Annotated in this window: 15 protein-coding genes and 3 pseudogenes; 16 read left to right on the forward strand and 2 right to left on the reverse strand. The window is 65.1% G+C overall.

The genetic code is table 11. From position 1 onward, the window contains the following. Nucleotides 1-53 precede the first annotated feature (53 nt). Nucleotides 54-674 (forward strand): 50S ribosomal protein L10, encoded by a 621-nt coding sequence (gene rplJ / locus CKW46_RS07760; protein ID WP_011739013.1) that lies wholly within the window; start codon nucleotides 54-56, stop codon nucleotides 672-674. 67 nt (nucleotides 675-741) lie between these two features. Continuing rightward, nucleotides 742-1,134 (forward strand): 50S ribosomal protein L7/L12, encoded by a 393-nt coding sequence (rplL, locus tag CKW46_RS07765; protein ID WP_012392902.1) that lies wholly within the window; start codon nucleotides 742-744, stop codon nucleotides 1,132-1,134. Between the two features lie 63 nt (nucleotides 1,135-1,197). Here rplL and CKW46_RS07770 read toward each other — a convergent pair whose 3' ends face one another. Further along, nucleotides 1,198-1,938 carry a TetR/AcrR family transcriptional regulator gene (locus tag CKW46_RS07770; protein WP_015354656.1) on the reverse strand — a complete coding sequence of 247 codons (741 nt, stop codon included), beginning with the start codon at nucleotides 1,936-1,938 and terminating at the stop codon, nucleotides 1,198-1,200. Nucleotides 1,939-2,033: 95 nt separating this feature from the next. Here CKW46_RS07770 and CKW46_RS07775 point away from each other — a divergent pair, with 95 nt between their 5' ends. From CKW46_RS07775 to CKW46_RS07805, 7 genes and pseudogenes are all read left to right on the forward strand, one after another. Beyond that, nucleotides 2,034-3,527: a carotenoid oxygenase family protein gene (locus tag CKW46_RS07775; RefSeq protein ID WP_482053379.1), complete on the forward strand. Its 1,494-nt coding sequence runs from the start codon at nucleotides 2,034-2,036 to the stop codon at nucleotides 3,525-3,527. A 178-nt stretch (nucleotides 3,528-3,705) separates the two neighbouring features. Next, nucleotides 3,706-4,692 (forward strand): ABC transporter ATP-binding protein, encoded by a 987-nt coding sequence (locus CKW46_RS07780; protein ID WP_012392905.1) that lies wholly within the window; start codon nucleotides 3,706-3,708, stop codon nucleotides 4,690-4,692. Between the two features lie 610 nt (nucleotides 4,693-5,302). Continuing rightward, nucleotides 5,303-8,815, forward strand: a complete 3,513-nt coding sequence (gene rpoB, locus CKW46_RS07785; RefSeq protein ID WP_420891806.1) for a DNA-directed RNA polymerase subunit beta — start codon at nucleotides 5,303-5,305, stop codon at nucleotides 8,813-8,815. Between the two features lie 52 nt (nucleotides 8,816-8,867). Further along, nucleotides 8,868-12,818, forward strand: a complete 3,951-nt coding sequence (locus CKW46_RS07790; protein ID WP_012392907.1) for a DNA-directed RNA polymerase subunit beta' — start codon at nucleotides 8,868-8,870, stop codon at nucleotides 12,816-12,818. Between the two features lie 743 nt (nucleotides 12,819-13,561). Then, a pseudogene (locus CKW46_RS07795) lies at nucleotides 13,562-14,764 on the forward strand (ISAs1-like element IS2404/ISMul1 family transposase). Between the two features lie 19 nt (nucleotides 14,765-14,783). After that, a pseudogene (locus CKW46_RS07800) lies at nucleotides 14,784-15,858 on the forward strand (ISAs1-like element IS2404/ISMul1 family transposase); the annotation flags it as partial. Between the two features lie 178 nt (nucleotides 15,859-16,036). Further along, nucleotides 16,037-16,124 (forward strand): annotated as a pseudogene (locus CKW46_RS07805) (PE family protein); the annotation flags it as partial. A 49-nt stretch (nucleotides 16,125-16,173) separates the two neighbouring features. Here CKW46_RS07805 and CKW46_RS07810 read toward each other — a convergent pair. After that, nucleotides 16,174-18,087, reverse strand: coding sequence for a neutral ceramidase (locus CKW46_RS07810; RefSeq protein WP_015354659.1), 1,914 nt, complete (start codon nucleotides 18,085-18,087; stop codon nucleotides 16,174-16,176). A gap of 197 nt (nucleotides 18,088-18,284) precedes the next feature. On the opposite strand from CKW46_RS07810, the gene CKW46_RS07815 reads away from it, so the two are divergent. The 7 genes from CKW46_RS07815 to CKW46_RS07845 all read left to right on the forward strand — a co-directional run bounded on the left by CKW46_RS07815 (nucleotide 18,285) and on the right by CKW46_RS07845 (nucleotide 25,055). After that, on the forward strand, nucleotides 18,285-19,151 hold the full coding sequence (locus CKW46_RS07815) for an alpha/beta fold hydrolase (RefSeq protein ID WP_117435733.1): 867 nt from the start codon (nucleotides 18,285-18,287) through the stop codon (nucleotides 19,149-19,151). An 80-nt stretch (nucleotides 19,152-19,231) separates the two neighbouring features. Then, a complete protein-coding gene (locus CKW46_RS07820) occupies nucleotides 19,232-19,990 on the forward strand; it encodes a deoxyribonuclease IV (protein WP_482053035.1) in 759 nt (252 codons plus the stop codon). 64 nt (nucleotides 19,991-20,054) lie between these two features. Next, nucleotides 20,055-20,903, forward strand: a complete 849-nt coding sequence (locus CKW46_RS07825) for a CE1 family esterase (RefSeq protein WP_015354662.1) — start codon at nucleotides 20,055-20,057, stop codon at nucleotides 20,901-20,903. A 61-nt stretch (nucleotides 20,904-20,964) separates the two neighbouring features. Then, nucleotides 20,965-22,593 carry an acyl-CoA dehydrogenase family protein gene (locus tag CKW46_RS07830; RefSeq protein ID WP_482053036.1) on the forward strand — a complete coding sequence of 543 codons (1,629 nt, stop codon included), beginning with the start codon at nucleotides 20,965-20,967 and terminating at the stop codon, nucleotides 22,591-22,593. 8 nt (nucleotides 22,594-22,601) lie between these two features. Next, a complete protein-coding gene (locus CKW46_RS07835; RefSeq protein WP_012392914.1) occupies nucleotides 22,602-23,540 on the forward strand; it encodes a crotonase/enoyl-CoA hydratase family protein in 939 nt (312 codons plus the stop codon). Nucleotides 23,541-23,553: 13 nt separating this feature from the next. Further along, a complete protein-coding gene (locus tag CKW46_RS07840; protein ID WP_117435728.1) occupies nucleotides 23,554-24,285 on the forward strand; it encodes a PaaX family transcriptional regulator C-terminal domain-containing protein in 732 nt (243 codons plus the stop codon). After that, entirely contained in the window at nucleotides 24,282-25,055 is a 774-nt protein-coding gene (locus CKW46_RS07845; RefSeq protein WP_482053037.1) for a crotonase/enoyl-CoA hydratase family protein, read from the forward strand. Before CKW46_RS07840 ends, CKW46_RS07845 begins: the two co-directional genes overlap by 4 nt. The last annotated feature ends 42 nt before the right edge of the window (nucleotides 25,056-25,097 follow it).

A 25,097-nucleotide genomic window follows, 5' to 3' on the forward strand; every position in this document is an offset into this window, starting at 1 on the left:
CGCACCAGCTAATACCGGAAACTTCCACCGGACTTCGACTTCAGGAGGCATGCATGGCCAGGGCTGACAAGGCCACTGCCGTTGCGGACATCGCAGAGCACTTCAAGGCGTCGACCGCAACTGTCATTACCGAATACCGTGGTTTGACGGTCTCCAACCTGGCCGAATTGCGCCGGTCGTTGGGCGAGTCGGCCACCTACGCCGTAGCCAAGAACACCCTTATCAAGCGCGCAGCTTCGGAGGCCGGTGTCGAAGGCCTCGACGAGCTGTTCGCGGGCCCCACCGCGATCGCGTTCGTCAAGGGCGAGCCGGTCGACGCGGCCAAGGCCCTCAAGACCTTCGCCAAGGAACACAAGGCGCTGGTCATCAAGGGCGGCTACATGGACGGTCACGCGTTGACCGTCGCCGAAGTTGAGCGGATCGCCGACCTGGAGACCCGCGAGGTGTTGCTGGCCAAGCTGGCCGGCGCGATGAAGGGCAACCTCGCCAAGGCTGCCGGGCTGTTCAATGCGCCGGCCTCGCAGTTCGCCCGGTTGGCGGCGGCGCTGCAGGAGAAGAAGGCAGCGGAGCCCGGCTCGGCGCCGGCCGCAGCTACCGAGACTCCTGAAGCCGCGGGGGCCGCTGAAGCCTCCGAAGCCCCCGAGGCGACTGACACGGCGACCGACGCCGAATAGCCACCTGTATCGAGAAACCACCAAATAACCCAAGAAACCCCCAAGAAACTAGGAAGGGACCCAAACCATGTCAAAGCTCTCGACCGACGAGCTGCTCGACGCGTTCAAGGAAATGACCCTGCTGGAGCTCTCCGACTTCGTGAAGAAGTTCGAGGACACCTTCGAGGTCACCGCGGCCGCCCCGGTCGCCGTCGCGGCCGCTGGTGCCGCCCCGGCCGGCGGTGCCGCTGAGGCCGCCGAGGAGCAGTCCGAATTCGACGTCATCCTCGAGGCCGCCGGTGACAAGAAGATCGGCGTCATCAAGGTGGTCCGTGAGATCGTCTCCGGCCTGGGCCTCAAGGAAGCCAAGGACCTGGTCGACGGCGCACCCAAGCCGTTGCTGGAGAAGGTCGCCAAGGAGGCCGCCGAGGAGGCCAAGGCCAAGCTCGAGGCCGCTGGCGCCAGCGTCAGCGTCAAGTAGGTCTGCACGCAGAACCCACGCAAACCCCCGGAGCCGTTCCTGGTTTCCGGGGGTTTGCTGTATTCAGCCCGCGCCGGTCGCCAGGCGCTGCGACCGCTTTGCCAGCTCGGGCGAATCTCCCAACGCGACAAGCAAGTTCGTTGTCATCGACGCGAGTACCGGCTCGATGGCCGCTCCCTCATCGCCGAAGAAGCCGGCTAGTTCGAGCATCACGAACCCATGGATCAGTGCCCAGAACTGGGCAGCGGTCGCGACGATCTCCGCGTCGGGAACGTCCGTGGCCAGACCATCGGGTGCCGCCGCCCGATTGCGGTCGTCCCCGCCGTTCACGGTGATTCGCCCGGCCAGCATCGACCGCCGGACACCCCGCACCACGTGCGCAAAGCTGGGATGGCGCTGCTCGATCTGCGAGATCGTCAGGGTCAGGACGTTTTGTGCGGGCGCGTTGATGCCGTGCGCGCTGGTGCTGCCGAACATCAGCCGATACATGTGCGGGCGCTCGATGGCGTACCGGCGATAGGCGGCGCCGGTGGCCACCAGATCGGCCACTGGGTCATCGGATGGTGGCACCGCGAGCGCGGTGTCGAACTGTCGCAAGCCCTCATCGGCGACTTCGGCGATCAGTTCGGGCATTCCGCCGAAATGGGTGTAGACCGCCATCGTGGAGGTGCCGGCGGCCCCCGCCACCTTGCGGGTTTGCAGCGCATCGGGTCCGTGCGCGTCGAGCAGCGCGACGGCGGCATGCAGCATCTCGTCGCGAACGCCGCTGCGTTGGGTCGGTGACGTTGTTTCTCCAATCATCATTGTTTCTCCAATCATCATTGCCATCTTCTCATTGGGAGCGTACGGTCTCAATAACAGCGAAATAACAATATTATAGTAGCTCAGACGTGACGACCATGCGCAGCGCCCAACCCCGGAATCCCTATCTCGAGGGCTTTCTGGCCCCCGTGCGCGCCGAAGTGACCGCAACCGACCTGGAGGTCACCGGGCGCATCCCCGACTACCTCGACGGGCGCTATCTGCGCAATGGGCCCAACCCGGTGGCGGAGGTCAACCCCGCCACCTACCACTGGTTCACCGGCGACGGGATGGTGCACGGGGTCGCGCTGCGCGACGGGCGGGCCAGTTGGTACCGCAACCGTTGGGTGCGCAGCATGCCGGTATGTGCTGCGCTGGGGGAGTCGCCGCCCGCCAGGCTTGACCCCCGGGCGGGCATGCTGGGGCTGGGGGCCAACACCAACGTGCTCAGCCACGCTGGGCGCACCCTCGCCCTGGTGGAGGGGGGCGTCGCAAACTATGAGCTCACCGACGACCTCGACACCGTGGGCACCTGCGACTTCGACGGCACCCTGCCCGGCGGTTACACCGCCCATCCGCACCGCGACCCCCAGACCGGCGAGCTGCACGCGGTGTCCTACTCGTTTACCCGCGGGCACACGGTGCAGTACTCGGTGATCGACACCCAGGGGCGGGCGCGTCGCACCGTTGACATCGAGGTCACCGGGTCGCCGATGATGCACGACTTCTCGCTGATCGATAAGTACGTCGTGATCTACGACCTGCCGGTCACCTTCGACTCGGCACAGGTGATGCCGGTGAAAATGCCCAGCTGGCTCGGGGTGCCGGCCCGGCTGGTGATGGCCTCGTTGATCGGAAATGTCCGGGTGCCCAGCCCGATCGCGGCAATGCTGAACCGCAATCCCAGGCCGTCCAACCAGCTGCCCTACGCATGGAACCCCGCCTACCCGGCCCGGATCGGGGTCATGCCCCGGGAGGGTGGTAACCGGGATGTCAGATGGTTTGATATCGAGCCCTGCTACGTCTACCACCCGCTCAACGCGTATTCGGAGCACCGCGATGGGGCCGAGGTGTTGATACTCGACGTGGTCCGCTACCGGCGGATGTTCGACCGTGACCGTCGTGGCCCCGGAGATACCAGTCCCTCGCTGGATCGCTGGGTGATCAACTTGACCACCGGCGCGGTCAGCACCGAGTGCCGTGACGACCGGTCCCAGGAGTTTCCCCGGATCAACGAGACGTTGTTGGGCAAGCGGCACCGGTTTGGCTACACCCTGGGCGTGGACGGCGGTTACCTCACGGGTGGCACGTCGGACATGTCGACCTCGCTGTACAAGCAGGACTATGCGACCGGGTCCAGCCAAGTCGCCCCGCTCGATCCGGACCTGCTGCTTGGTGAGATGGCCTTCGTGCCGAGCCCGACGGCCGCCGCCGAGGATCACGGGGTCCTGATGGGATACGGCTATCACCGTGGCTCCGACGAGGGGCAGCTGGTGTTGCTGGACGCCCAGACGCTGGAGCTGGCGGCGTGCGTGCATCTTCCGCAGCGGGTGCCGCTAGGCTTCCATGGCAATTGGTCGGCCTCGACATGACCGGCGCCCAATGACGGGCGCGTAACGGGCGTGTGACCGGTGCCTGCGGGTGGCTGGCGTGGCCTGCGGGAGATTTGTTATCTATCCAACCCTGATATCCCGCCAATGACGTGCGCTACAGTGACTCAAGCCACATCAACGGTGCAGGTCACGGGCATCGGCATTGGAAGGATTTCCCATGGGCGTCGCTATCGAGGTCAACGGACTGACAAAGTCCTTCGGATCCTCGAGGATTTGGGAAGACGTCACGCTGACGATCCCGGCCGGGGAGGTCAGCGTGTTGCTTGGTCCCTCCGGTACTGGCAAGTCGGTGTTCCTGAAGTCCCTCATCGGTCTGCTGCGCCCAGAGCGCGGCTCGATCCTCATCGATGGCACCGACATCATCGAATGTTCGGCCAAGGAGCTCTACGAGATCCGGACGTTGTTCGGTGTGTTGTTCCAGGACGGTGCGCTGTTCGGGTCGATGAACCTCTATGACAACACCGCCTTCCCGCTGCGTGAGCACACCAAGAAGAAGGAAAGCGAAATCCGTGACATCGTCATGGAGAAGCTGGCCATGGTCGGTCTCACCGGTGATGAGAAGAAGTTCCCCGGTGAGATCTCCGGTGGTATGCGCAAGCGCGCCGGCCTGGCCAGGGCGCTGGTTCTCGACCCGCAGATCATTCTCTGCGACGAGCCCGACTCGGGTCTGGACCCCGTCCGTACCGCCTATCTGAGCCAGTTGATCATGGACATCAACGCCCAGATCGATGCCACCATCCTGATCGTGACGCACAACATCAACATCGCGCGCACTGTGCCGGACAACATGGGCATGTTGTTCCGTAAGCACCTGGTCATGTTCGGCCCCCGCGAGGTGCTGCTCACCAGCGATGAGCCCGTGGTTCGGCAGTTCCTCAACGGCCGCCGCATCGGCCCGATCGGCATGTCCGAGGAAAAGGACGAGGCCACCATGGCCGAAGAGCAGGCCATGATCGACGCCGGACAGCACGCCGGCGGCACCGAGGACATCGAGGGTGTGCCACCGCAGATCCAAGCGACTCCGGGCATGCCGGAACGTAAGGCCGTCGCCCGCCGCCAGGCACGGGTTCGCGAGATGCTGCACACGCTGCCCAAGGACGCCCAGGCGGCAATCCTCGAGGACCTCGAGGGCACCCACCGCTGACCGCCGTCCAGGGTCTAGCGCGTCGCGCGGCCGCGGGCGGCAAATCCGAATTGCGTTTCCGGGGAACCTACGTCAGGGTTTGGGTGGGCCAAATCGTCGGTATCCGGGGCGGCGCAAGCCCGTGTTGGCAGACGCTGCCCGGCGTGTCGTCCGGCGCATGTGGGCTGAACCGGTTCAGCGAGTCGAGGTTGCCGAAATTCCGGATAACTCGGCGTAACTTGCGGCCCGTCCCCCTTGACGGCGGGGCGCAAACGGGTCAATCTGTTGGTCAGCATGTGTCCTATGTGTCCGAGGGAAGTCGAGATCGCCAGCCAGCGCCGATGCCCGCGGATAGGTAATTGTCATGGGCATTTGAGGAATGCGCCGTCCTGCGCTATTGTTGGACGTTGCGCTGGCTACTTCCTGCCCACCTCACCCGCCACTTGACGCTGTGGTCCTAGCCTGAGCCGCTTGCGGCTCAGCCGTTCGGTTGCGTGCGTGAGATCCGGGTAGTTCGTTCGCCGGCCAAAACCGACACAATTATCTGCGGCGAACAGGCTTGGTGGGCACCGGCTCGCACCGGACTCTTCTTGGTCCTCGTTAGTCGCACGAGGTGCTGGAAGGACGCATCTTGGCTGATTTCCGCCAGACAGACGCTAGTCTCCATCAGGGTCGCCCGCAAAGTTCTTCAAACAGCTCCGTACCGGGGGCGCCCAACCGGGTTTCGTTTGCCAAGCTTCGCGAACCGCTTGAAGTGCCCGGGTTGCTGGACGTTCAGACCGATTCGTTCGAGTGGCTGATCGGCTCGCAGCGCTGGCGCGAATCGGCTGCCCAGCGCGGTGACGCCACCCCGGTAGGTGGGCTTGAAGAGGTGCTCTACGAGCTCTCGCCGATCGAGGACTTCTCCGGATCGATGTCGCTGTCGTTCTCCGACCCCCGCTTCGACGAAGTCAAGGCACCGGTCGATGAGTGCAAAGACAAGGACATGACGTACGCGGCCCCGCTGTTCGTCACGGCCGAGTTTATCAACAACAACACCGGTGAGATCAAGAGCCAGACGGTGTTCATGGGTGACTTCCCGATGATGACCGAGAAGGGCACCTTCATCATCAACGGGACCGAGCGTGTGGTGGTCAGCCAGCTCGTCCGGTCGCCGGGTGTCTACTTCGACGAGACCATCGACAAGTCCACCGACAAGCTGCTGCACAGCGTCAAGGTGATTCCCAGCCGTGGTGCTTGGCTGGAATTCGACGTCGACAAGCGCGACACCGTGGGCGTGCGTATCGACCGCAAGCGTCGCCAGCCGGTTACCGTGCTGCTCAAGGCCCTGGGTTGGTCCAACGAGCAGATCCACGAGCGGTTCGGTTTCTCCGAGATCATGATGGGGACGCTGGAGAAGGACAACACCGCCGGCACCGATGAGGCGCTGCTGGACATCTACCGCAAGCTGCGTCCGGGCGAGCCGCCGACCAAGGAGTCCGCGCAGACCCTGCTGGAGAACCTGTTCTTCAAGGAGAAGCGCTACGACCTGGCTCGCGTGGGTCGGTACAAGGTCAACAAGAAGCTCGGCCTGAACGCCGGCCAGCCCATCACCAGCTCGACGCTGACCGAGGAAGACGTCGTCGCCACCATCGAATACCTGGTCCGCTTGCACGAGGGCCAGACCGCGATGACCGCTCCGGGCGGTGTCGAGGTGCCGGTCGAGACCGACGACATCGACCACTTCGGCAACCGCCGGCTGCGCACGGTGGGTGAGCTGATCCAGAACCAGATCCGGGTCGGCATGTCGCGGATGGAGCGGGTGGTCCGGGAGCGGATGACCACCCAGGACGTCGAGGCGATCACGCCGCAGACGCTGATCAACATCCGTCCGGTCGTTGCCGCGATCAAGGAGTTCTTCGGAACCAGCCAGCTGTCGCAGTTCATGGACCAGAACAACCCGCTCTCCGGTCTCACCCACAAGCGCCGCCTCTCGGCGCTGGGGCCGGGCGGTCTGTCCCGTGAGCGCGCCGGTCTGGAAGTTCGTGACGTGCACCCGTCGCACTACGGCCGGATGTGCCCGATCGAGACGCCGGAAGGGCCGAACATCGGTCTGATCGGTTCACTGTCGGTGTACGCCCGGGTCAACCCGTTCGGGTTCATCGAGACGCCCTACCGCAAGGTGGTCGACGGGGTCGTTTCCGACGAGATCCACTACCTGACCGCCGACGAGGAGGACCGCCACGTCGTGGCGCAGGCCAACTCGCCGATCGACGCGCAGGGCCGCTTCGTCGAGCCGCGCGTGCTGGTCCGCCGGAAGGCGGGCGAGGTCGAGTACGTGCCCTCGTCAGAGGTGGACTACATGGACGTGTCGCCGCGCCAGATGGTGTCGGTGGCCACCGCGATGATTCCGTTCCTCGAGCACGATGACGCCAACCGCGCCCTGATGGGTGCCAACATGCAGCGCCAGGCGGTCCCGTTGGTGCGCAGCGAGGCACCGCTGGTCGGTACCGGTATGGAGTTGCGCGCGGCGATCGACGCCGGCGACGTCGTCGTTGCCGACAAGGCCGGGGTGATCGAGGAGGTGTCCGCCGACTACATCACCGTGATGGCCGACGACGGCACCCGGCACACCTACCGGATGCGCAAGTTCGCCCGCTCCAACCACGGCACCTGCGCCAACCAGAGCCCCATCGTGGACGCTGGTGAGCGCGTCGAGGCCGGCCAGGTGATCGCGGACGGTCCGTGTACTCAAAACGGTGAGATGGCGCTGGGTAAGAACCTGCTGGTGGCGATCATGCCGTGGGAGGGACACAACTACGAGGACGCCATCATCCTGTCCAACCGCCTGGTCGAAGAGGACGTGCTGACCTCGATCCACATCGAGGAACACGAGATCGACGCGCGCGACATGAAGCTGGGCGCCGAGGAGATCACCCGGGACATCCCGAACGTCTCCGATGAGGTGCTCGCCGACCTGGACGAGCGCGGCATCGTGCGCATCGGTGCCGAGGTCCGCGACGGCGACATCCTGGTCGGCAAGGTCACCCCCAAGGGTGAGACCGAGCTGACCCCGGAGGAGCGGCTGCTGCGGGCGATCTTCGGTGAGAAGGCCCGCGAGGTCCGCGACACCTCGCTGAAGGTGCCGCACGGTGAGTCCGGCAAGGTGATCGGCATTCGGGTGTTCTCCCGCGAGGACGACGACGAGCTGCCGGCCGGTGTCAACGAACTGGTCCGCGTCTACGTGGCCCAGAAGCGCAAGATCTCCGACGGTGACAAGCTGGCCGGTCGTCACGGCAACAAGGGCGTCATCGGCAAGATCCTGCCCGCCGAGGACATGCCGTTCCTGCCGGATGGCACGCCGGTCGACATCATCCTGAACACCCACGGTGTGCCGCGACGGATGAACATCGGTCAGATTCTGGAAACCCACCTTGGTTGGGTCGCCAAGTCCGGCTGGAACATCGACGTCGCCAACGGAGTGCCGGAGTGGGCGGGCAAGCTGCCCGAAAACCTGCTCTCGGCTCAACCGGACAGCATCGTGTCCACCCCGGTGTTCGACGGCGCGCAGGAGGCCGAGCTCCAAGGCCTGCTGTCGGCCACGCTGCCCAACCGTGACGGCGAGGTGCTCGTCGACGGTGACGGCAAGGCCAAGCTGTTCGATGGCCGCAGCGGCGAGCCGTTCCCGTACCCGGTGACGGTTGGCTACATGTACATCATGAAGCTGCACCACCTGGTGGACGACAAGATCCACGCCCGTTCCACCGGCCCGTACTCGATGATCACCCAGCAGCCGTTGGGTGGTAAGGCGCAGTTCGGTGGCCAGCGGTTCGGTGAGATGGAGTGTTGGGCCATGCAGGCCTACGGCGCGGCGTACACGCTGCAGGAGCTGTTGACCATCAAATCCGACGACACCGTCGGACGCGTCAAGGTCTACGAGGCGATCGTCAAGGGCGAGAACATCCCCGAGCCGGGTATTCCCGAGTCGTTCAAGGTGCTGCTCAAGGAGCTGCAATCGCTGTGCCTCAACGTCGAGGTGCTCTCGTCCGATGGTGCAGCGATCGAGCTGCGCGAAGGTGAGGACGAAGACCTCGAACGGGCCGCGGCCAACCTCGGAATCAACCTGTCTCGCAACGAATCTGCGTCTGTCGAAGATCTCGCTTGATCTTTTGGAACCAGCTAGTAGTTACTAAACCCGCAAGGGGAAAGGGAGTTACGTGCTAGACGTCAACTTCTTCGATGAGCTCCGGATCGGCCTGGCTACCGCGGAGGACATCCGTCAGTGGTCCTACGGCGAGGTCAAGAAGCCGGAGACCATCAACTACCGGACCTTGAAGCCCGAGAAGGACGGCCTGTTCTGCGAGAAGATCTTCGGACCGACTCGCGACTGGGAGTGCTACTGCGGCAAGTACAAGCGCGTTCGCTTCAAGGGCATCATCTGTGAGCGCTGTGGCGTCGAGGTGACTCGGGCCAAGGTGCGTCGTGAGCGGATGGGCCACATCGAGTTGGCCGCGCCCGTCACCCACATCTGGTACTTCAAGGGCGTCCCGTCGCGGTTGGGGTACCTGTTGGACCTGGCGCCGAAGGATCTCGAGAAGATCATTTACTTCGCCGCATACGTGATCACCTCGGTCGACAACGAAATGCGCCACAACGAGCTGTCCACGCTCGAGGCCGAAATGATGGTGGAGCGCAAGGCCGTCGAGGACCAGCGCGATGCCGATCTGGAAGCCCGTGCCCAGAAGCTGGAGGCCGACCTGGCCGAGCTGGAGGCCGAGGGCGCGAAAGCCGACGCACGGCGCAAGGTTCGTGACAGCGGTGAGCGCGAGATGCGTCAGCTGCGCGACCGGGCCCAGCGTGAGCTGGACCGGCTCGAGGACATCTGGAGCACCTTCACCAAGCTGGCCCCCAAGCAGCTGATCGTCGACGAGAACCTCTACCGGGAACTGCAGGACCGCTACGGCGAGTACTTCACCGGTGCCATGGGCGCGGAGTCGATCCAGAAGCTGATCGAGACCTTCGACATCGACGCCGAAGCCGAGATCCTGCGGGACGTCATTCGCAATGGCAAGGGGCAGAAGAAGCTTCGTGCCCTCAAGCGCCTGAAGGTGGTCGCCGCCTTCCAGCAGTCGGGCAACTCCCCGATGGGCATGGTGCTCGATGCGGTGCCGGTGATTCCGCCGGAGCTGCGCCCGATGGTGCAGCTCGACGGTGGCCGCTTCGCCACCAGCGACCTCAACGACCTGTACCGCCGCGTGATCAACCGCAACAACCGTCTCAAGAGGCTGATCGACCTCGGCGCACCCGAGATCATCGTCAACAACGAGAAGCGGATGCTGCAGGAGTCGGTGGACGCGCTGTTCGACAACGGCCGTCGCGGCCGGCCGGTTACCGGTCCGGGTAACCGCCCGCTCAAGTCGCTGTCCGATCTGCTCAAGGGCAAGCAGGGCCGGTTCCGCCAGAACCTGCTCGGTAAGCGTGTTGACTACTCGGGCCGTTCGGTGATCGTGGTCGGTCCGCAGCTCAAGCTGCACCAGTGTGGTCTGCCCAAGCTGATGGCGCTGGAACTGTTCAAGCCGTTCGTGATGAAGCGACTGGTCGACCTCAACCACGCGCAGAACATCAAGAGCGCCAAGCGGATGGTGGAGCGCCAGCGTCCGCAGGTGTGGGACGTGCTCGAGGAAGTCATTGCAGAGCACCCGGTGCTGCTCAACCGCGCGCCCACCCTGCACCGCCTCGGCATCCAGGCCTTCGAACCGATGCTGGTGGAAGGCAAGGCCATTCAGCTGCACCCGTTGGTGTGTGAGGCGTTCAACGCCGACTTCGACGGTGACCAGATGGCCGTGCACCTGCCGCTGAGCGCCGAGGCTCAGGCCGAGGCCCGCATTCTGATGCTGTCGAGTAACAACATCCTGTCGCCGGCCTCGGGTCGCCCGCTGGCCATGCCGCGACTGGACATGGTGACCGGGTTGTACTACCTGACCACCGAGGTCGAGGGTGACAAGGGTGCCTACCAGCCCGCTGGGCAGGACAGCCCGGAGACGGGTGTGTACTCGTCACCGGCGGAAGCCATCATGGCGGCCGACCGGGGCGTGCTCTCGGTCCGCGCCAAGATCAAGGTGCGGCTGACGCAACTGCGTCCCCCGGCCGAGATCGAGGACGCGCTGTTCGGCCACAACGGCTGGCAGCCGGGCGATGCGTGGACGGCCGAGACCACCTTGGGTCGTGTGTTGTTCAACGAGCTGCTGCCGCTGGGCTACGCCTTCGTGAACAAGCAGATGCACAAGAAGGTGCAGGCCGCGATCATCAACGACCTGGCCGAGCGCTACCCGATGATCGTGGTCGCGCAGACCGTCGACAAGCTCAAGGACTCCGGTTTCTACTGGGCGACCCGCAGTGGTGTCACGGTCTCGATGGCCGACGTGCTGGTGCCGCCGCGCAAGAAGGAGATCCTCGACTCCTACGAGGAGCGGGCGGAGAAGGTCGAGAAGCAGTTCCAGCGTGGTGCTCTGAACCATGACGAGCGCAACGAGGCACTGGTGGAGATCTGGAAGGAAGCCACCGACGAGGTCGGCCAGGCGCTGCGCGAGCACTACCCGGCCGACAACCCGATCATCACGATCGTCGACTCGGGCGCCACGGGTAACTTCACCCAGACTCGAACGCTGGCCGGCATGAAGGGTCTGGTGACCAACCCCAAGGGTGAGTTCATCCCACGCCCGATCAAGTCCTCGTTCCGTGAGGGCCTGACCGTGTTGGAGTACTTCATCAACACCCACGGTGCCCGAAAGGGCTTGGCGGACACCGCACTGCGTACCGCCGACTCCGGCTACCTGACCCGTCGTCTGGTGGACGTCAGCCAGGACGTGATCGTGCGCGAGCACGACTGCCAGACCGAGCGCGGCATCATGGTCGAGCTGGCCGAGCGTCAGGGCGACGGCACGCTGATCCGCGACCCGTACATCGAGACCTCGGCGTACGCGCGGACCCTGGGCGCCGACGCGGTCGATGAGGCCGGCAATGTCGTTGTGGCGCGTGGTGAGGACTTGGGCGACCCGGAGATCGAGGCCTGCCTGGCGGCGGGTATCACCCAGGTCAAGGTTCGCTCGGTGTTGACCTGCACCACGGGCACCGGTGTGTGCGCGACCTGCTACGGACGTTCGATGGCGACCGGCAAGCTGGTCGACATCGGTGAGGCAGTCGGCATCGTCGCCGCCCAATCCATCGGTGAACCCGGCACGCAGCTGACGATGCGTACCTTCCACCAGGGTGGTGTGGGTGAGGACATCACCGGCGGTCTGCCGCGTGTCCAGGAGCTCTTCGAGGCTCGGGTGCCGCGTGGTAAGGCGCCTATCGCCGATGTCACCGGTCGGGTCCGGCTCGAGGACGGTGAGCGCTTCTACAAGATCACCATCGTCCCCGACGATGGCGGCGAGGAAGTCGTCTACGACAAGCTGTCCAAGCGGCAGCGGCTGCGGGTGTTCAAGCACGAGGACGGCTCGGAGCGGGTGCTTTCCGACGGCGACCACGTCGAGGTGGGCCAGCAGCTGATGGAAGGCTCTGCCGACCCGCACGAGGTGCTGCGTGTGCAGGGCCCGCGTGAGGTGCAGATCCACTTGGTCCGCGAGGTCCAGGAGGTCTACCGGGCGCAGGGTGTGTCGATCCACGACAAGCACATCGAGGTGATCGTGCGCCAGATGCTGCGCCGGGTCACCATCATCGACTCGGGCGCGACGGAGTTCCTGCCCGGCTCGCTGATCGACCGTGCGGAGTTCGAGGCGGAGAACCGCCGGGTGGTGGCCGAAAGCGGCGAGCCCGCGGCCGGTCGTCCGGTGCTGATGGGTATCACCAAGGCATCGCTGGCCACCGACTCGTGGCTGTCGGCGGCGTCGTTCCAGGAGACCACGCGAGTGCTGACCGATGCGGCGATCAACTGCCGCAGCGACAAGCTCAACGGTCTGAAGGAGAACGTGATCATCGGAAAGCTGATCCCGGCTGGTACCGGTATCAACCGCTACCGCAACATCGCGGTGCAGCCGACCGAAGAGGCCCGTGCCGCGGCGTACACGATCCCGTCCTACGAGGACCAGTACTACAGCCCGGACTTCGGCCAGGCCACCGGTGCTGCGGTTCCGTTGGACGACTACGGCTACAGCGACTACCGGTAGCTAGACGTCAGGGAAGGCGACCCGAGGCCCTAGGCCTCGGGTCGCCTTGCTTATGTCGGTTGCCGAGGGCGGATGAGTACTCGCCTCGGTAACACCACCGTCGCAGTGGCACCCTTTGCCGCGCTCGGCCCAGAGCCGACGGCGCACCGCTGTGGACGTTGCGGCCGTGCCCGTACGAGGCCTGCAGCGATGTGAGATGGGCAGAGCCGTCTCATCCGCCCCGGGGCGCGCCCTATCCAGGTACGCGGCCCTGCAGTTCCTCATGCATTGCTCGAAAAGAATTCCACCACAACATATTTCGATGGCTTCGGGCCCCGGAACGATCTGGGGGCCAAGGTGGCACTGCCGGGTGTGCAGGTCCGGCCACCCGTCGCGCCCCTGCTCGCAGCCTGGCGGCGATCGTTTTCGGGGCCGCGGACAATGGCGCGTTTCGGCCAATGGAATTTCGCGCGACGGTGATACGAGTGGAAGTCACAACGCGCCATTCAATTGCTTTCCAAGCAGCGGCTTTTGGGGCGCAACAAAGGTGGAGAATGCGACTTGAAAGCGAATTTTCCTGCCTGCTAACGATAATGCGCAAATGGATCTTCGGGGGCTCCGCAGGGCTCCGGCGTTGTTGATTAGCAGGCTTGTGAGCTGGGTTGATGATCTTTGGTGCCGCGCTATTGGGGCCGGAGTGTAGGCACGGGCTATCTGGAGAACGATCGAGTTGGTTACTGTTCGTCGTTGGTCTGGAGTTGCCCGTGCCTACCGTTTCAGTATTGCCTGTGTCGTCGGTTCCAGAGGTGTTCGACCGCTGGAGTCCTGGTGAGCGCAGCGAGCTCATCGGATCGGAGTTTCTCGGTGTGTTGGTCTCGGTGCCAGACCCGAGGGACCCACGCGGTCGGAGGTATTCGCTGATGGCTTTGTTGGCGATCGCGGTTCTGGCCACTGCCGCGGGGATGCGCGGCTATGCTGGTTTTGCTACATGGGCGGCCACCGCTCCCGATGATGTGTTGGCCTAATTAGGGGTCCGGTTCCGGCGGCCCAGTGAGAAGACCTTCCGCGCTGTTTTGTCTCGGCTAGACCCCGCCGACCTCAACGCCAGGATGGGCAGTTACTTCACTGCACACGTGGCCAGCAGCGACCCCAGTGGATTGGTGCCGATCGCGTTGGACGGCAAGATGCTGCGTGGTGCTTTACGCGCCAAAGCGACAGCCACGCATTTCGTGTCGGTGTTCGCCCACCGTGCCCGATTGGTGCTCGGTCAACTCGCTGTCGCCGAGAAAAGCAATGAAATTCCCTGCGTACGTGCCCTGCTCACGCTGCTGCCGGGTAGCTTGCGGTGGCTGGTCACCGTGGATGCGATGCATACCCAGGTCGTCACCGCGAAGTTGATCTGCGCCACCTTGAAGTCGCACTACCTGATGATCGTCAAGTCCAACCAAGCCAAAATACTTGCGCGTATCACCGCGCTGCCCTGGGCCGAGGTGCCCGCAGCCGCTACCGACGACTCCCGCGGCCACGGCCGTGTCGAGACCCGCACCCTGCAAATCATCACCGCTGCACGAGGAATCGGCTTCCCCTACGCAAAACAAATCATCCGGATCACTCGTGAACGCTTGATCACCGCCACCGACCAGCGCAGCGTGGAGGTGGTCTATGCCATCTGCAGCCTGCCGTTCGAGCACGCCCGCCCTACCGCGATCATGACCTGGATGCGTCAACACTGGGGAATCGAGAACAGCCTGCACTGGATACGCGACGTCACCTTCGACGAAGACCGTCAAAGGGCACATACCGGAAACGGCGCACAGGTCCTAGCAACGCTACGCAACACCGCGATCAATCTGCACCGCCTCAACGGCGCCGACAACATCGCCGAAGCCTGCCGGATCACCGCTTTGACCGCCAACCGCCGCCTAGACCTCCTCAATCCGCAATTCCCCAGCTCACAAGCCTGCTAATCAACAACGCCGGAGCCCTGACCCACGCGGTCGGAGGTATTCGCTGATGGCTTTGTTGGCGATCGCGGTTCTGGCCACTGCCGCGGGGATGCGCGGCTATGCTGGTTTTGCCACATGGGCGGCCACCGCTCCCGATGATGTGTTGGCCCAATTAGGGGTCCGGTTCCGGCGGCCCAGTGAGAAGACCTTCCGCGCTGTTTTGTCTCGGCTAGACCCCGCCGACCTCAACGCCAGGATGGGCAGTTACTTCACTGCACACGTGGCCAGCAGCGACCCCAGTGGATTGGTGCCGATCGCGTTGGACGGCAAGATGCTGCGTGGTGCCTTTACGCGCCAAAGCGACAGCCACGCATCTCGTGTCGGTGTTCACCCACCGTGCCCGATTGGTGCTCGGTCAACTCGCTGTCGCCGAGAAAAGCAATGAAATTCCCTGCGTACGTGCCCTGCTCACGCTGCTGCCGGGTAGCTTGCGGTGGCTGGTCACCGTGGATGCGATGCATACCCAGGTCGTCACCGCGAAGTTGATCTGCGCCACCTTGAAGTCGCACTACCTGATGATCGTCAAGTCCAACCAAGCCAAAATACTTGCGCGTATCACCGCGCTGCCCTGGGCCGAGGTGCCCGCAGCCGCTACCGACGACTCCCGCGGCCACGGCCGTGTCGAGACCCGCACCTTGCAAATCATCACCGCTGTACGAGGAATCGGCTTCCCCTACGCAAAACAAATCATCCGGATCACTCGTGAACGCTTGATCACCGCCACCGACCAGCGCAGCGTGGAGGTGGTCTATGCCATCTGCAGCCTGCCGTTCGAGCACGCCCGCCCTACCGCGATCATGACCTGGATGCGTCAACACTGGGGAATCGAGAACAGCCTGCACTGGATACGCGACGTCACCTTCGACGAAGACCGTCAAAGGGCACATACCGGAAACGGCGCACAGGTCCTAGCAACGCTACGCAACACCGCGATCAATCTGCACCGCCTCAACGGCGCCGACAACATCGCCGAAGCCTGCCGGATCACCGCTTTGACCGCCAACCGCCGCCTAGACCTCCTCAATCCACAATTCCCCAGCTCACAAGCCTGCTAATCAACAACGCCGGAGCCCTGGGGGGCTCCGGACGCCAATGCGTATCGATTGACGCGAATAGTCGCCGAATAACCTGCAGGGGGGAACATCGGTGTCTTACGCCGTGGCGGTTCCGGAGATATTGGCCGACGCAGACGCCGAGGCCGCCAATCACTCGATCCTGCGGACTGCGCGCGACGAAGCGCTGGATGTGATCAACGCACCCACCCAGGCGTTGCTGGGGCCGTCCGTTGATCGGCAACGGCACCGACGGGGCGCCGGGATCGGTGGGGCGGGTGGCTGACCTTGCCGCGCGGCCACCTCAGCAGTGACTAGCTACCCGACGGTGAACTCGCGAGTCGTCGCGGTGAACGGTGTCAGCGCGCCGACCCCATTGCGCGCGGCCCCGTGGTGGACGATGCGGTACTGCCCAGGGGCGGTGTCGCAGGGGATCTCCCAGCGAATGCTGACCCGTGAGCCGGCTCGCCCTTGCCGTTCCCAGTGGAAGCTGGTCGACCAGTCGCCATCGTCGGCGACTCGCGCCCAGTCCTGGCCCTCGCGGCGCTGCACCTCGAGGTAGGTGTCGCCGCGGCGCAGATCATTGGAGGGCAGCGCGCTGACGAATGCGGCTTGCACCGCCTCACCGGGGCGGTAGCTGGCGGCGGGTTCGGCGATGACGGCTCCGAACGAACCGGTATCGGCGGGGGCGGCACGCCCCCAGCTCAGTGGCCGGGCAAGCCGCGGACGGGGACCGGGCGCGATCGGCCGACCGTCTCGCATCGCCTCGGCAAGGCCGGCCACGATCTGCATGAAGGCGGGCAGTTCCCATCGGCCAAAGAGCGTGCTGCCGCCCTCATAGCGCTGCTCCAGGTACTCCTCGGGCGTGGTCAGGTAATGGATGTAGGCATTGCAGTAGCCGACGCACAGGACGTCGGCCAGCTCGGCGCCGACGATCGAGGCCACGGTGCGCCGTAGCCGAAGCCCCGCGACCACGGTCGGCTCGCCTGGGATGCCGATGAGATAGAGCCGCCCGATGCGCACCAACTGCACAGGCGCAATTTCCTGGACGAACGGATGTACCCGGTTCGGCAGGCCCGCGGGTACCACGATGCCTTTGGGGGCCTGCGTCGCGCCGAGGGCCCCGGCCAATCGGAACATGGCCCCGGACAGCTTGTCCCAGAACAGGTTTTGGCCCTGGTGAAAGCCCTGGAAGCCCTTGCCTTCTTCGGTTCCGGCCATGCCACCGGCGCCGACGGTCGGAGACCCGGTGCGATGCTCCTGACCATCCGGTGTGAATTCGCCGCGCACCCGTACCGAGCTGAGATCGACATAGGTCAACCGGGCATCGATGCCGGTGCCGATGGATGTGGTGGCGCCCAATTGGGTGGAGGCATCCTCGAACTGGCGCAACCCAATCTGGCGGGTGTTCTCCAGAGCACATTGCGGCGCGGCGCCGGGCGGCAGCGGCCCGTCGACGTTCGGGCTCATGTCGCCGGGGTTGGTCTGCGCGAAAGCGGCGATGAAATCGGGCTGCCCGGCGAGGTAATCGGCGCCGCGGACGGTGCGTTCCCAGTGGTAGGCCGCGAAGCCCTTGTTGTCGCCGGAGATCATGCGGTTGCGGTTGGTCATGCTGGTGCCGTGGGTGGCGAAGAAATGGATGGCGCCCACGGTGTGCTCGCCCCGATCGATACGCACGAGCGTGGTTTGGGGGTCGATGCGGTTGGGGAAGAAAGCCTTGTCGGCCTCCGGGTTGCGGTCGAACGCCGATGGGGACCGGTTGATGCTCGCGCTGTGCAACTCGCCATGCGACAGCATCACCTCGGCGGGGGCCACGTCGTCATGGGCGTGGGTCACCGACTCGACGATTCCGTCGACGATCGCGGCAAAGGTCGCCGGCCGGAAACCGTTCGTCGTCAAGTTGTACATCAGGTATCCGCAGTACCCGCCGGGCCCGGCGTGCGTGTGCGTCGTGGTGATCAGGGTGTTCTGCTCGGTGTAGGTGTCGCCATAGGACTCCGCCAAGCGGCGCAACACTTCGTCATTCACGTTTTGCATGGGCATCGGCAGCTCGGCCACCACCAACAGCAATCGTGGGTTCTCGTCTTGGGAATCATCGCGGAAGACAAACGCCCGTGACCGGAGCCGAAGATGGATGCCGGCGGTGCGCTGGTCGGACTTGCCGTATCCGAGCATGCCGCAATCGGCCGCCTCACCGGTGATGTCAGCGATGCCGCGTCCGACTGAAAGCATTGCCAAATCCTCATCCTCCACGACGCCGGCGAATTCACGGGCACTGGCAAAGTGCGGCCCGCGGCCATCCTATCCCCACCACAACGCGCCCCGCGCCGAGCGTGTGCCGGTGCTGGCCGGCCGCAGACCCCGTGACCAGACGTTGGCAGTAGGCGTAGCGTCATGGGAAACGCCGGGTGTGATTCTGGGAAGGACCGATGGAATCTCTCACGCTGGCCGATGGCCGGACACTGACGTATCTGACCTACGGCGATCCCGGCGGTCTGCCCGTCATCTTCAGCCATGGTTTCGCGGATTCGGCGGTGATCCGAAACCCCGACGACGATCTGACCGCATCACTGGGTGTGTGGATGATTGCCGCCGACCAGCCTGGTGCCGGAGGATCCACGCCCCGGCTCGGCCGCAGGATGGTGGATTGGGGTGCGGACATGGAGCAACTCGCTGATCACCTGGGTCTTGGCGCCTTTGCGGTCGCCGGCCACTCGGGTGGCAGCCCGCACGCGCTTTCGATCGCGGTGCGGCTGCCAGATCGAGTCACCCACGGCGTCCTGGCCGCACCGGTCGGGCCGTTGGACCAGGACGGGTTCGCCAAGCTGCTGGCCATGCGGGACCTCAGATACGTTGTCAGGCTTCGCCGCCTGCGGCGCCTGCTGAAGTGGATCTACCACATCGAAAGCAGGAAGGCCCAGCGCGACATCGGCGGCCACCTGGACAACATGGCCCATAGGGACGCCTCGGACGCGCCGACGTTGCTGTGCGACCCGGCGCAGCGGGCAATGTTTGAGGCCAACTTCATCGCCGGGACGCAGCAGGGCGGCGAAGGGCTCTACGAGATGACGCTGGCCCTGTGGGATTGGGGCTTCGAGCTCGAGGACGTGCGTGCGCATTTCGACGTCTTCTACGGAGACGCGGACGACATCATCTCGCCGGACATGCCAAGACGCGTCGCCGAACGGCTGCCCGACGCCACCGCGGGCGTTTGGCCTGGAGCCGGCCACTACGGTTTTGTCGACCGCACCCGCTGGTCGGAGTACCTGGACGCGCTTACCGATCGGGCACGGTAAGTCCGCCATGGCAACTCGGGCCGTCGCCCACAGCGATGTCATCGAGTTGGGCGACCGCAGTGCCTAGCTAGACTGACGTCGTGCTTATCGGTTCGCATGTCAGTCCGCAGGATCCGTTGGCCGCGGCTCAGGCCGAGGGCGCTGAGGTAGTGCAGATATTCCTGGGCAATCCGCAGAGCTGGAAAGCGCCCAAACTCCGTGAAGACGCCGCACAACTCAAGGCCGCCGCGCTGCCGATCTACGTGCACGCGCCCTACCTGATCAACCTGGCATCGGCGAACAACAAGGTGCGCATCCCTTCGCGCAAGATCCTGCAGCAGACCTGTGATGCGGCCGCGGACATCGGCGCGGCGGCGGTGATCGTGCACGGCGGCCACGTCGCCGACGACAACGACCTCGACGAGGGTTTCCAGCGCTGGCGCAAGGCGCTTGACCAACTGCAGACCGATGTTCCGGTGTATCTGGAGAACACGGCCGGCGGGGAGCACGCCATGGCGCGTCATTTCGACACCATCGCCCGGCTCTGGGACGTCATCGGCGACACCGGCATCGGATTCTGCCTGGACACCTGTCACGCGTGGGCGGCCGGTGAGCAGCTGGTTCATGGTGTGGACCGGATCAAGGCCGTCACCGGCCGGATAGACCTGGTGCACTGCAACGACTCCAGGGATGCCGCGGGATCGGGTCGGGACCGCCACGCCAATCTGGGCGCCGGGCAAATCGATCCGGAACTGCTCGTGGCGGCGGTACGCGCCGCGGATGCCCCAATCATCTGCGAAACCGCCGAAGAAGGCCGCAAGGATGACATCGCGTTCCTGCGGGAAAAACTCAACAGCTGATTTTCAGCAATTTTTTCGGCTTCGTTGGCGCGTAACCACGGCTAATGGCGCCTACGGTTAATCTGTGCGCCGCCATTTGTTCACGTTACTGGCCGTTCTGGTGGCGCTGGCCGGCTGTGGGCACCGGGGAGCACCGCCGCCCGCCGGCTTTGCCGAGGGCACCAGTTTCCACACGATCGATGTTGGCGGTGTCGATCGCACCTATCGGCTCTACCAGCCCGAGGGATTGCCCGCGGGTGCTGCGCTGGTGGTGATGCTGCACGGCGGGTTCGGCAATGCTCGCCAGGCCGAACGCTCCTACGACTGGGATGAGTTGGCCGACTCGGAGAAGTTCGTGGTCGTCTATCCGGATGGACTCAACAGGGCCTGGAACGTCAACGGCGGAGGCTGCTGCGGCCGGTCCGCGCGCGATGGCGTGGACGACGTCGCATTCATCGGTGCGGCGGTGGCCGACGTCGCCCACAACGTCGGCATCGACGCGAACCGGGTCTATGCCGCGGGGATGAGCAACGGCGCCATGATGGCCTACACCATGGCCTGTAACACCGGCATTTTCGCGGCGATCGGCCCGGTCTCGGGGACGCAGCTAGACCCGTGCCGGTCTCCACATCCGGTGTCGGTGATGCACATCCACGGCACCGGAGATCCGCTGGTTCGCTACGCGGGGGGCGCCGGGGCCGGCGCCGCCTCCCATATTGCGGGGCCGCCGGTGCCGGACCTGAATGCGTTCTGGCGCCACGTGGATCGGTGTGACGCGCCGGTCGCCACGGTCAGCGGTCTGGTTGCCACCTCCGTCGCAAGCTGTGCGAACAACCGCAGTGTGGTGCTGGTCAGCATCGATGATGGCGGCCATCAGTGGCCGCTGGCGGCCATCGAGATGCTGTGGGAGTTCTTCGCCCTGCATCCCCGGTAGCCGGACCATCACCAGCATTACACCTCTTGTGCGGTTGTTGGAAAAATGTAACATTGATCGCATGTCAGATACCCATGTCGTCACCAACCAGGTTCCGCTGCTGGAGAACCACAACCCCGCGACGTCGCCGATGCTGGTCGAAGCGCTGATCCGGGAGGGCGGACAGTGGGGCCTGGAAGAGGTGAGTGAACTCGGTGCGATCTCGGGAAGCGCCCAAGCGCAGCGCTGGAGTGAGCTGGCCGACCGCAACCGGCCGATCCTGCATACCCACGATCGAGTCGGTCATCGCATCGACGAGGTGGAGTTCGATCCGGCGTACCACGAGCTGATGCGCACCGCGATCGGCCATGGCTTGCACGCGGCGCCGTGGGCCGATGATCGGCCGGGTGCCCACGTGGTGCGGGCCGCCAAAACCTCGGTGTGGACCGTCGAGCCGGGCCACATCTGTCCCATCTCGATGACCTATGCGGTGGTGCCCGCGCTGCGCTACAACCCGGAGCTGGCGGCGGTGTACGAACCCCTGCTGACCAGTCGTGAATACGACCCGGAACTGCGGCTGGCCAGCACCAAGCCCGGCATCACCGCCGGTATGTCGATGACCGAGAAACAGGGCGGCTCCGACGTGCGCGCCGGCACCACCCAGGCAACCCCGAACTCCGACGGCACCTACCGGCTCACCGGGCACAAGTGGTTCACCTCGGCCCCGATGTGTGACATCTTCCTGGTGCTCGCCCAGGCTCCAGGCGGACTGTCCTGTTTCATGCTGCCGCGCATCCTGCCCGACGGCACCCGCAACCGGATGTTCCTGCAGCGGCTCAAGGACAAGCTCGGTAACCATGCCAACGTCTCCAGCGAGGTCGAATACGACGGCGCTACCGCGTGGCTGGTCGGGGAGGAGGGGCGCGGAGTCCCGACCATCATCGAGATGGTCAACCTCACCCGGCTGGACTGCACCCTGGGCAGCGCCACCAGCATGCGTTCCGGGCTGACCCGGGCGATGCATCACGCCCAGCACCGCAAGGCCTTTGGCGCCTACCTGATCGATCAGCCGCTGATGCGCAATGTGCTGGCTGACTTGGCGGTGGAGGCCGAGGCCGCGACGACCGTGGCCATGCGCATGGCCGGTGCCACCGACAAGGCGGTGCGCGGTGACCAGACCGAGGCGCTGTTCCGCCGCATCGGATTGGCGGCCAGCAAGTATTGGGTGTGCAAGCGTTCCACGCCGCACGCCGCCGAAGCGCTGGAATGCCTGGGCGGCAACGGCTACGTGGAAGAGTCCGGCATGCCGCGGCTGTACCGCGAAGCGCCCCTGATGGGGATTTGGGAAGGGTCGGGCAACGTCAGTGCGCTGGACACGTTGCGTGCCATGGCAACTAAGCCCGAATGCGTCGAGGTGCTCTTCGATGAACTGGCGCACAGCGCGGGCCAGGATGCCCGCCAGGACAACCACGTCGAGGGGCTGCGGCGCCAACTGGGTGACCTGGAAACCATTGGCTACCGGGCCCGCAAGATCGCCGAGGACATCTGCCTGGCGCTGCAGGGATCGCTGCTCATCCGGCACGGGCATCCGGCGGTGACCGAGGCGTTCCTGGCCACCCGGATCGGCGGTCAGTGGGGTGGGGCATTCGGGACCATGCCCACCGGCCTGGATCTCGCGCCCATCCTCGAACGTGCCCTGGTCAAGGGCTGAGCCCCGAGATGACACATGCCATCAGGCCGGTCGACTTCGACAACCTGAAAACGATGACCTACGAGGTCACCGACCGGGTTGCCCGGATCACCTTCAATCGGCCCGAGAAGGGCAATGCGATCGTCGCGGACACCCCATTGGAGCTCTCGGCGCTGGTGGAGCGCGCCGATCTTGACCCGGCGGTGCACGTCATTCTGGTGTCCGGCCGGGGCGAGGGATTCTGCGCGGGATTTGACCTGTCGGCCTATGCCGAGGGGTCGTCCTCATCCGGCGCCGAGGGCGGCTATCGCGGAACGGTGCTCGACGGCAAGGCCCAGGCCGTCAACCACTTACCCAATCAGCCCTGGGACCCGATGATCGATTATCAGATGATGAGCCGGTTTGTGCGCGGGTTCTCCAGCCTGATGCATGCCGACAAGCCGACCGTGGTAAAGATCCACGGTTACTGCGTTGCGGGCGGCACCGACATCGCGTTGCACGCCGATCAGGTGATCGCCGCCGCCGACGCGAAAATCGGCTACCCGCCGACGCGGGTATGGGGTGTTCCGGCGGCGGGCCTATGGGCACACCGGCTCGGTGACCAACGCGCCAAACGGCTGTTGTTCACCGGCGATTGCATCACCGGTGCGCAGGCCGCCGAGTGGGGCCTCGCGGTCGAGGCCCCCGACCCCAAGGACCTGGATGAGCGCACGGAGCGCCTGGTCGAGCGGATCGCCGCGCTGCCGGTCAATCAGCTGATCATGATCAAGCTGGCGCTCAACTCGGCACTGCTGCAGCAAGGGGTGGTCAACAGCCGGATGCTCAGCACGGTGTTCGACGGCGTGGCTCGGCACACCCCCGAGGGGCACGCCTTTGTCGCCGACGCGGTCGAGCATGGCTTCCGGGATGCGGTGAAGCATCGAGACGAGCCGTTCGGAGACTACGGCCGCCGGGCGTCTTCGGTTTGAGAAGGGTGCCACCGTGGCGGCGATGACAGCGCGATCAGTGGTGCTCAGCGTTTTGCTGGGTGCTCATCCCGCTTGGGCCAGTGTCAGCGAATTGATCAGGCTCACCGCCGATTTCGGTATCAAGGAGACGGCTCTGCGGGTCGCCCTGACCCGCATGGTCAGCGGCGGCGACCTGATCCGCTCGGCCGATGGCTATCGCCTCTCGGATCGGTTGCTGGCGCGCCAAGCGCGGCAGGACGAGGCCATGCGCCCGCGGGTGCGGCCCTGGCAGGGGAACTGGCACCTGGTGATTGTGACCAGTGTCGGCACGGATGCGCGAACCCGTGGTGCGCTGCGAACAACCATGCACGACAAGCGTTTCGCAGAACTGCGCGAAGGGGTATGGCTGCGTCCCGACAATCTCGACCTGGAACTGGCCGCCGACGTCGCCGAGCGGGTGCGGGTGCTCACGGCGCGTGACGACGCCCCGGCCGAGTTGGCCGGGCAACTGTGGGACCTGACCGAATGGGCTGGGGTAGGTGACCGACTGCTCGGCGAGATGGCCGAAATGGCAGAGGCAGCAGACATTCCGGGACAGTTCGCCCTGGCCGCGGCGATGGTGCGCCACCTGCTTTCGGATCCGATGTTGCCCGAGGAGCTGCTGCCCGCGAAGTGGCCGGGGGCTCAGCTTCGTAGCGCCTACCACGACTTCGCCACTGAACTGGCGAAACGCCGCGGCACAAACCAACTCCTGGAGGCGAAGTGAGTGATCTAGTACAGGTCGAGCGCAACGGTCCGGTAACCACCGTGATCATCAACCGGCCGCAGGCGCGCAACGCGGTCAACGGTCCGACGGCTGCCGCGCTCTACTCGGCATTCGCCGAATTCGACCGGGATGAATCCGCTTCGGTGGCCGTCTTGTGCGGAAATGGCGGAACCTTCTGCGCGGGAGCGGATTTGAAGGCTTTCGGCACCGCGGAGGCCAACGCCGTGCACCGGACGGGTCCTGGCCCGATGGGCCCGTCGCGAATGATGCTGTCCAAGCCGGTGATCGCCGCGGTCAGTGGCTACGCGGTGGCCGGGGGACTGGAGCTGGCGTTGTGGTGCGATCTGCGGGTGGCCGAACAGGACGCGGTATTCGGCGTGTTCTGTCGGCGGTGGGGCGTGCCGCTCATCGACGGCGGCACGGTGCGGCTGCCGCGGCTGATCGGCCACAGCCGGGCGATGGACATGATCCTTACCGGTCGTGCGGTGCAGGCCGACGAGGCGCTGGCAATCGGGTTGGCGAATCGGGTGGTACCCAACGGACAAGCCCGGCAAGCGGCCGAGGAGTTGGCGGCCCAGCTGGCGGCGCTGCCGCAACAATGCCTGCGATCGGATCGCCTCTCAGCGCTTCAGCAATGGGGCTTGCCCGAATCCGCGGCTCTCGATCTGGAATTCGCCAGCATTTCCCGAGTGGCCGCCGAGGCCTTGGAGGGGGTCGGGCGCTTCGCCGCGGGTGCCGGTCGCCACGGCGCCCAGGCGAGCCACGACTGAGCGCAACCCGTTGAGCCGCCGGGCGGGCGCCGCATCGGGTTG

The sequence above is a fragment of the Mycobacterium liflandii genome (genome assembly GCF_022354805.1).
Classification (GTDB): Bacteria; Actinomycetota; Actinomycetes; order Mycobacteriales; family Mycobacteriaceae; genus Mycobacterium; species Mycobacterium marinum.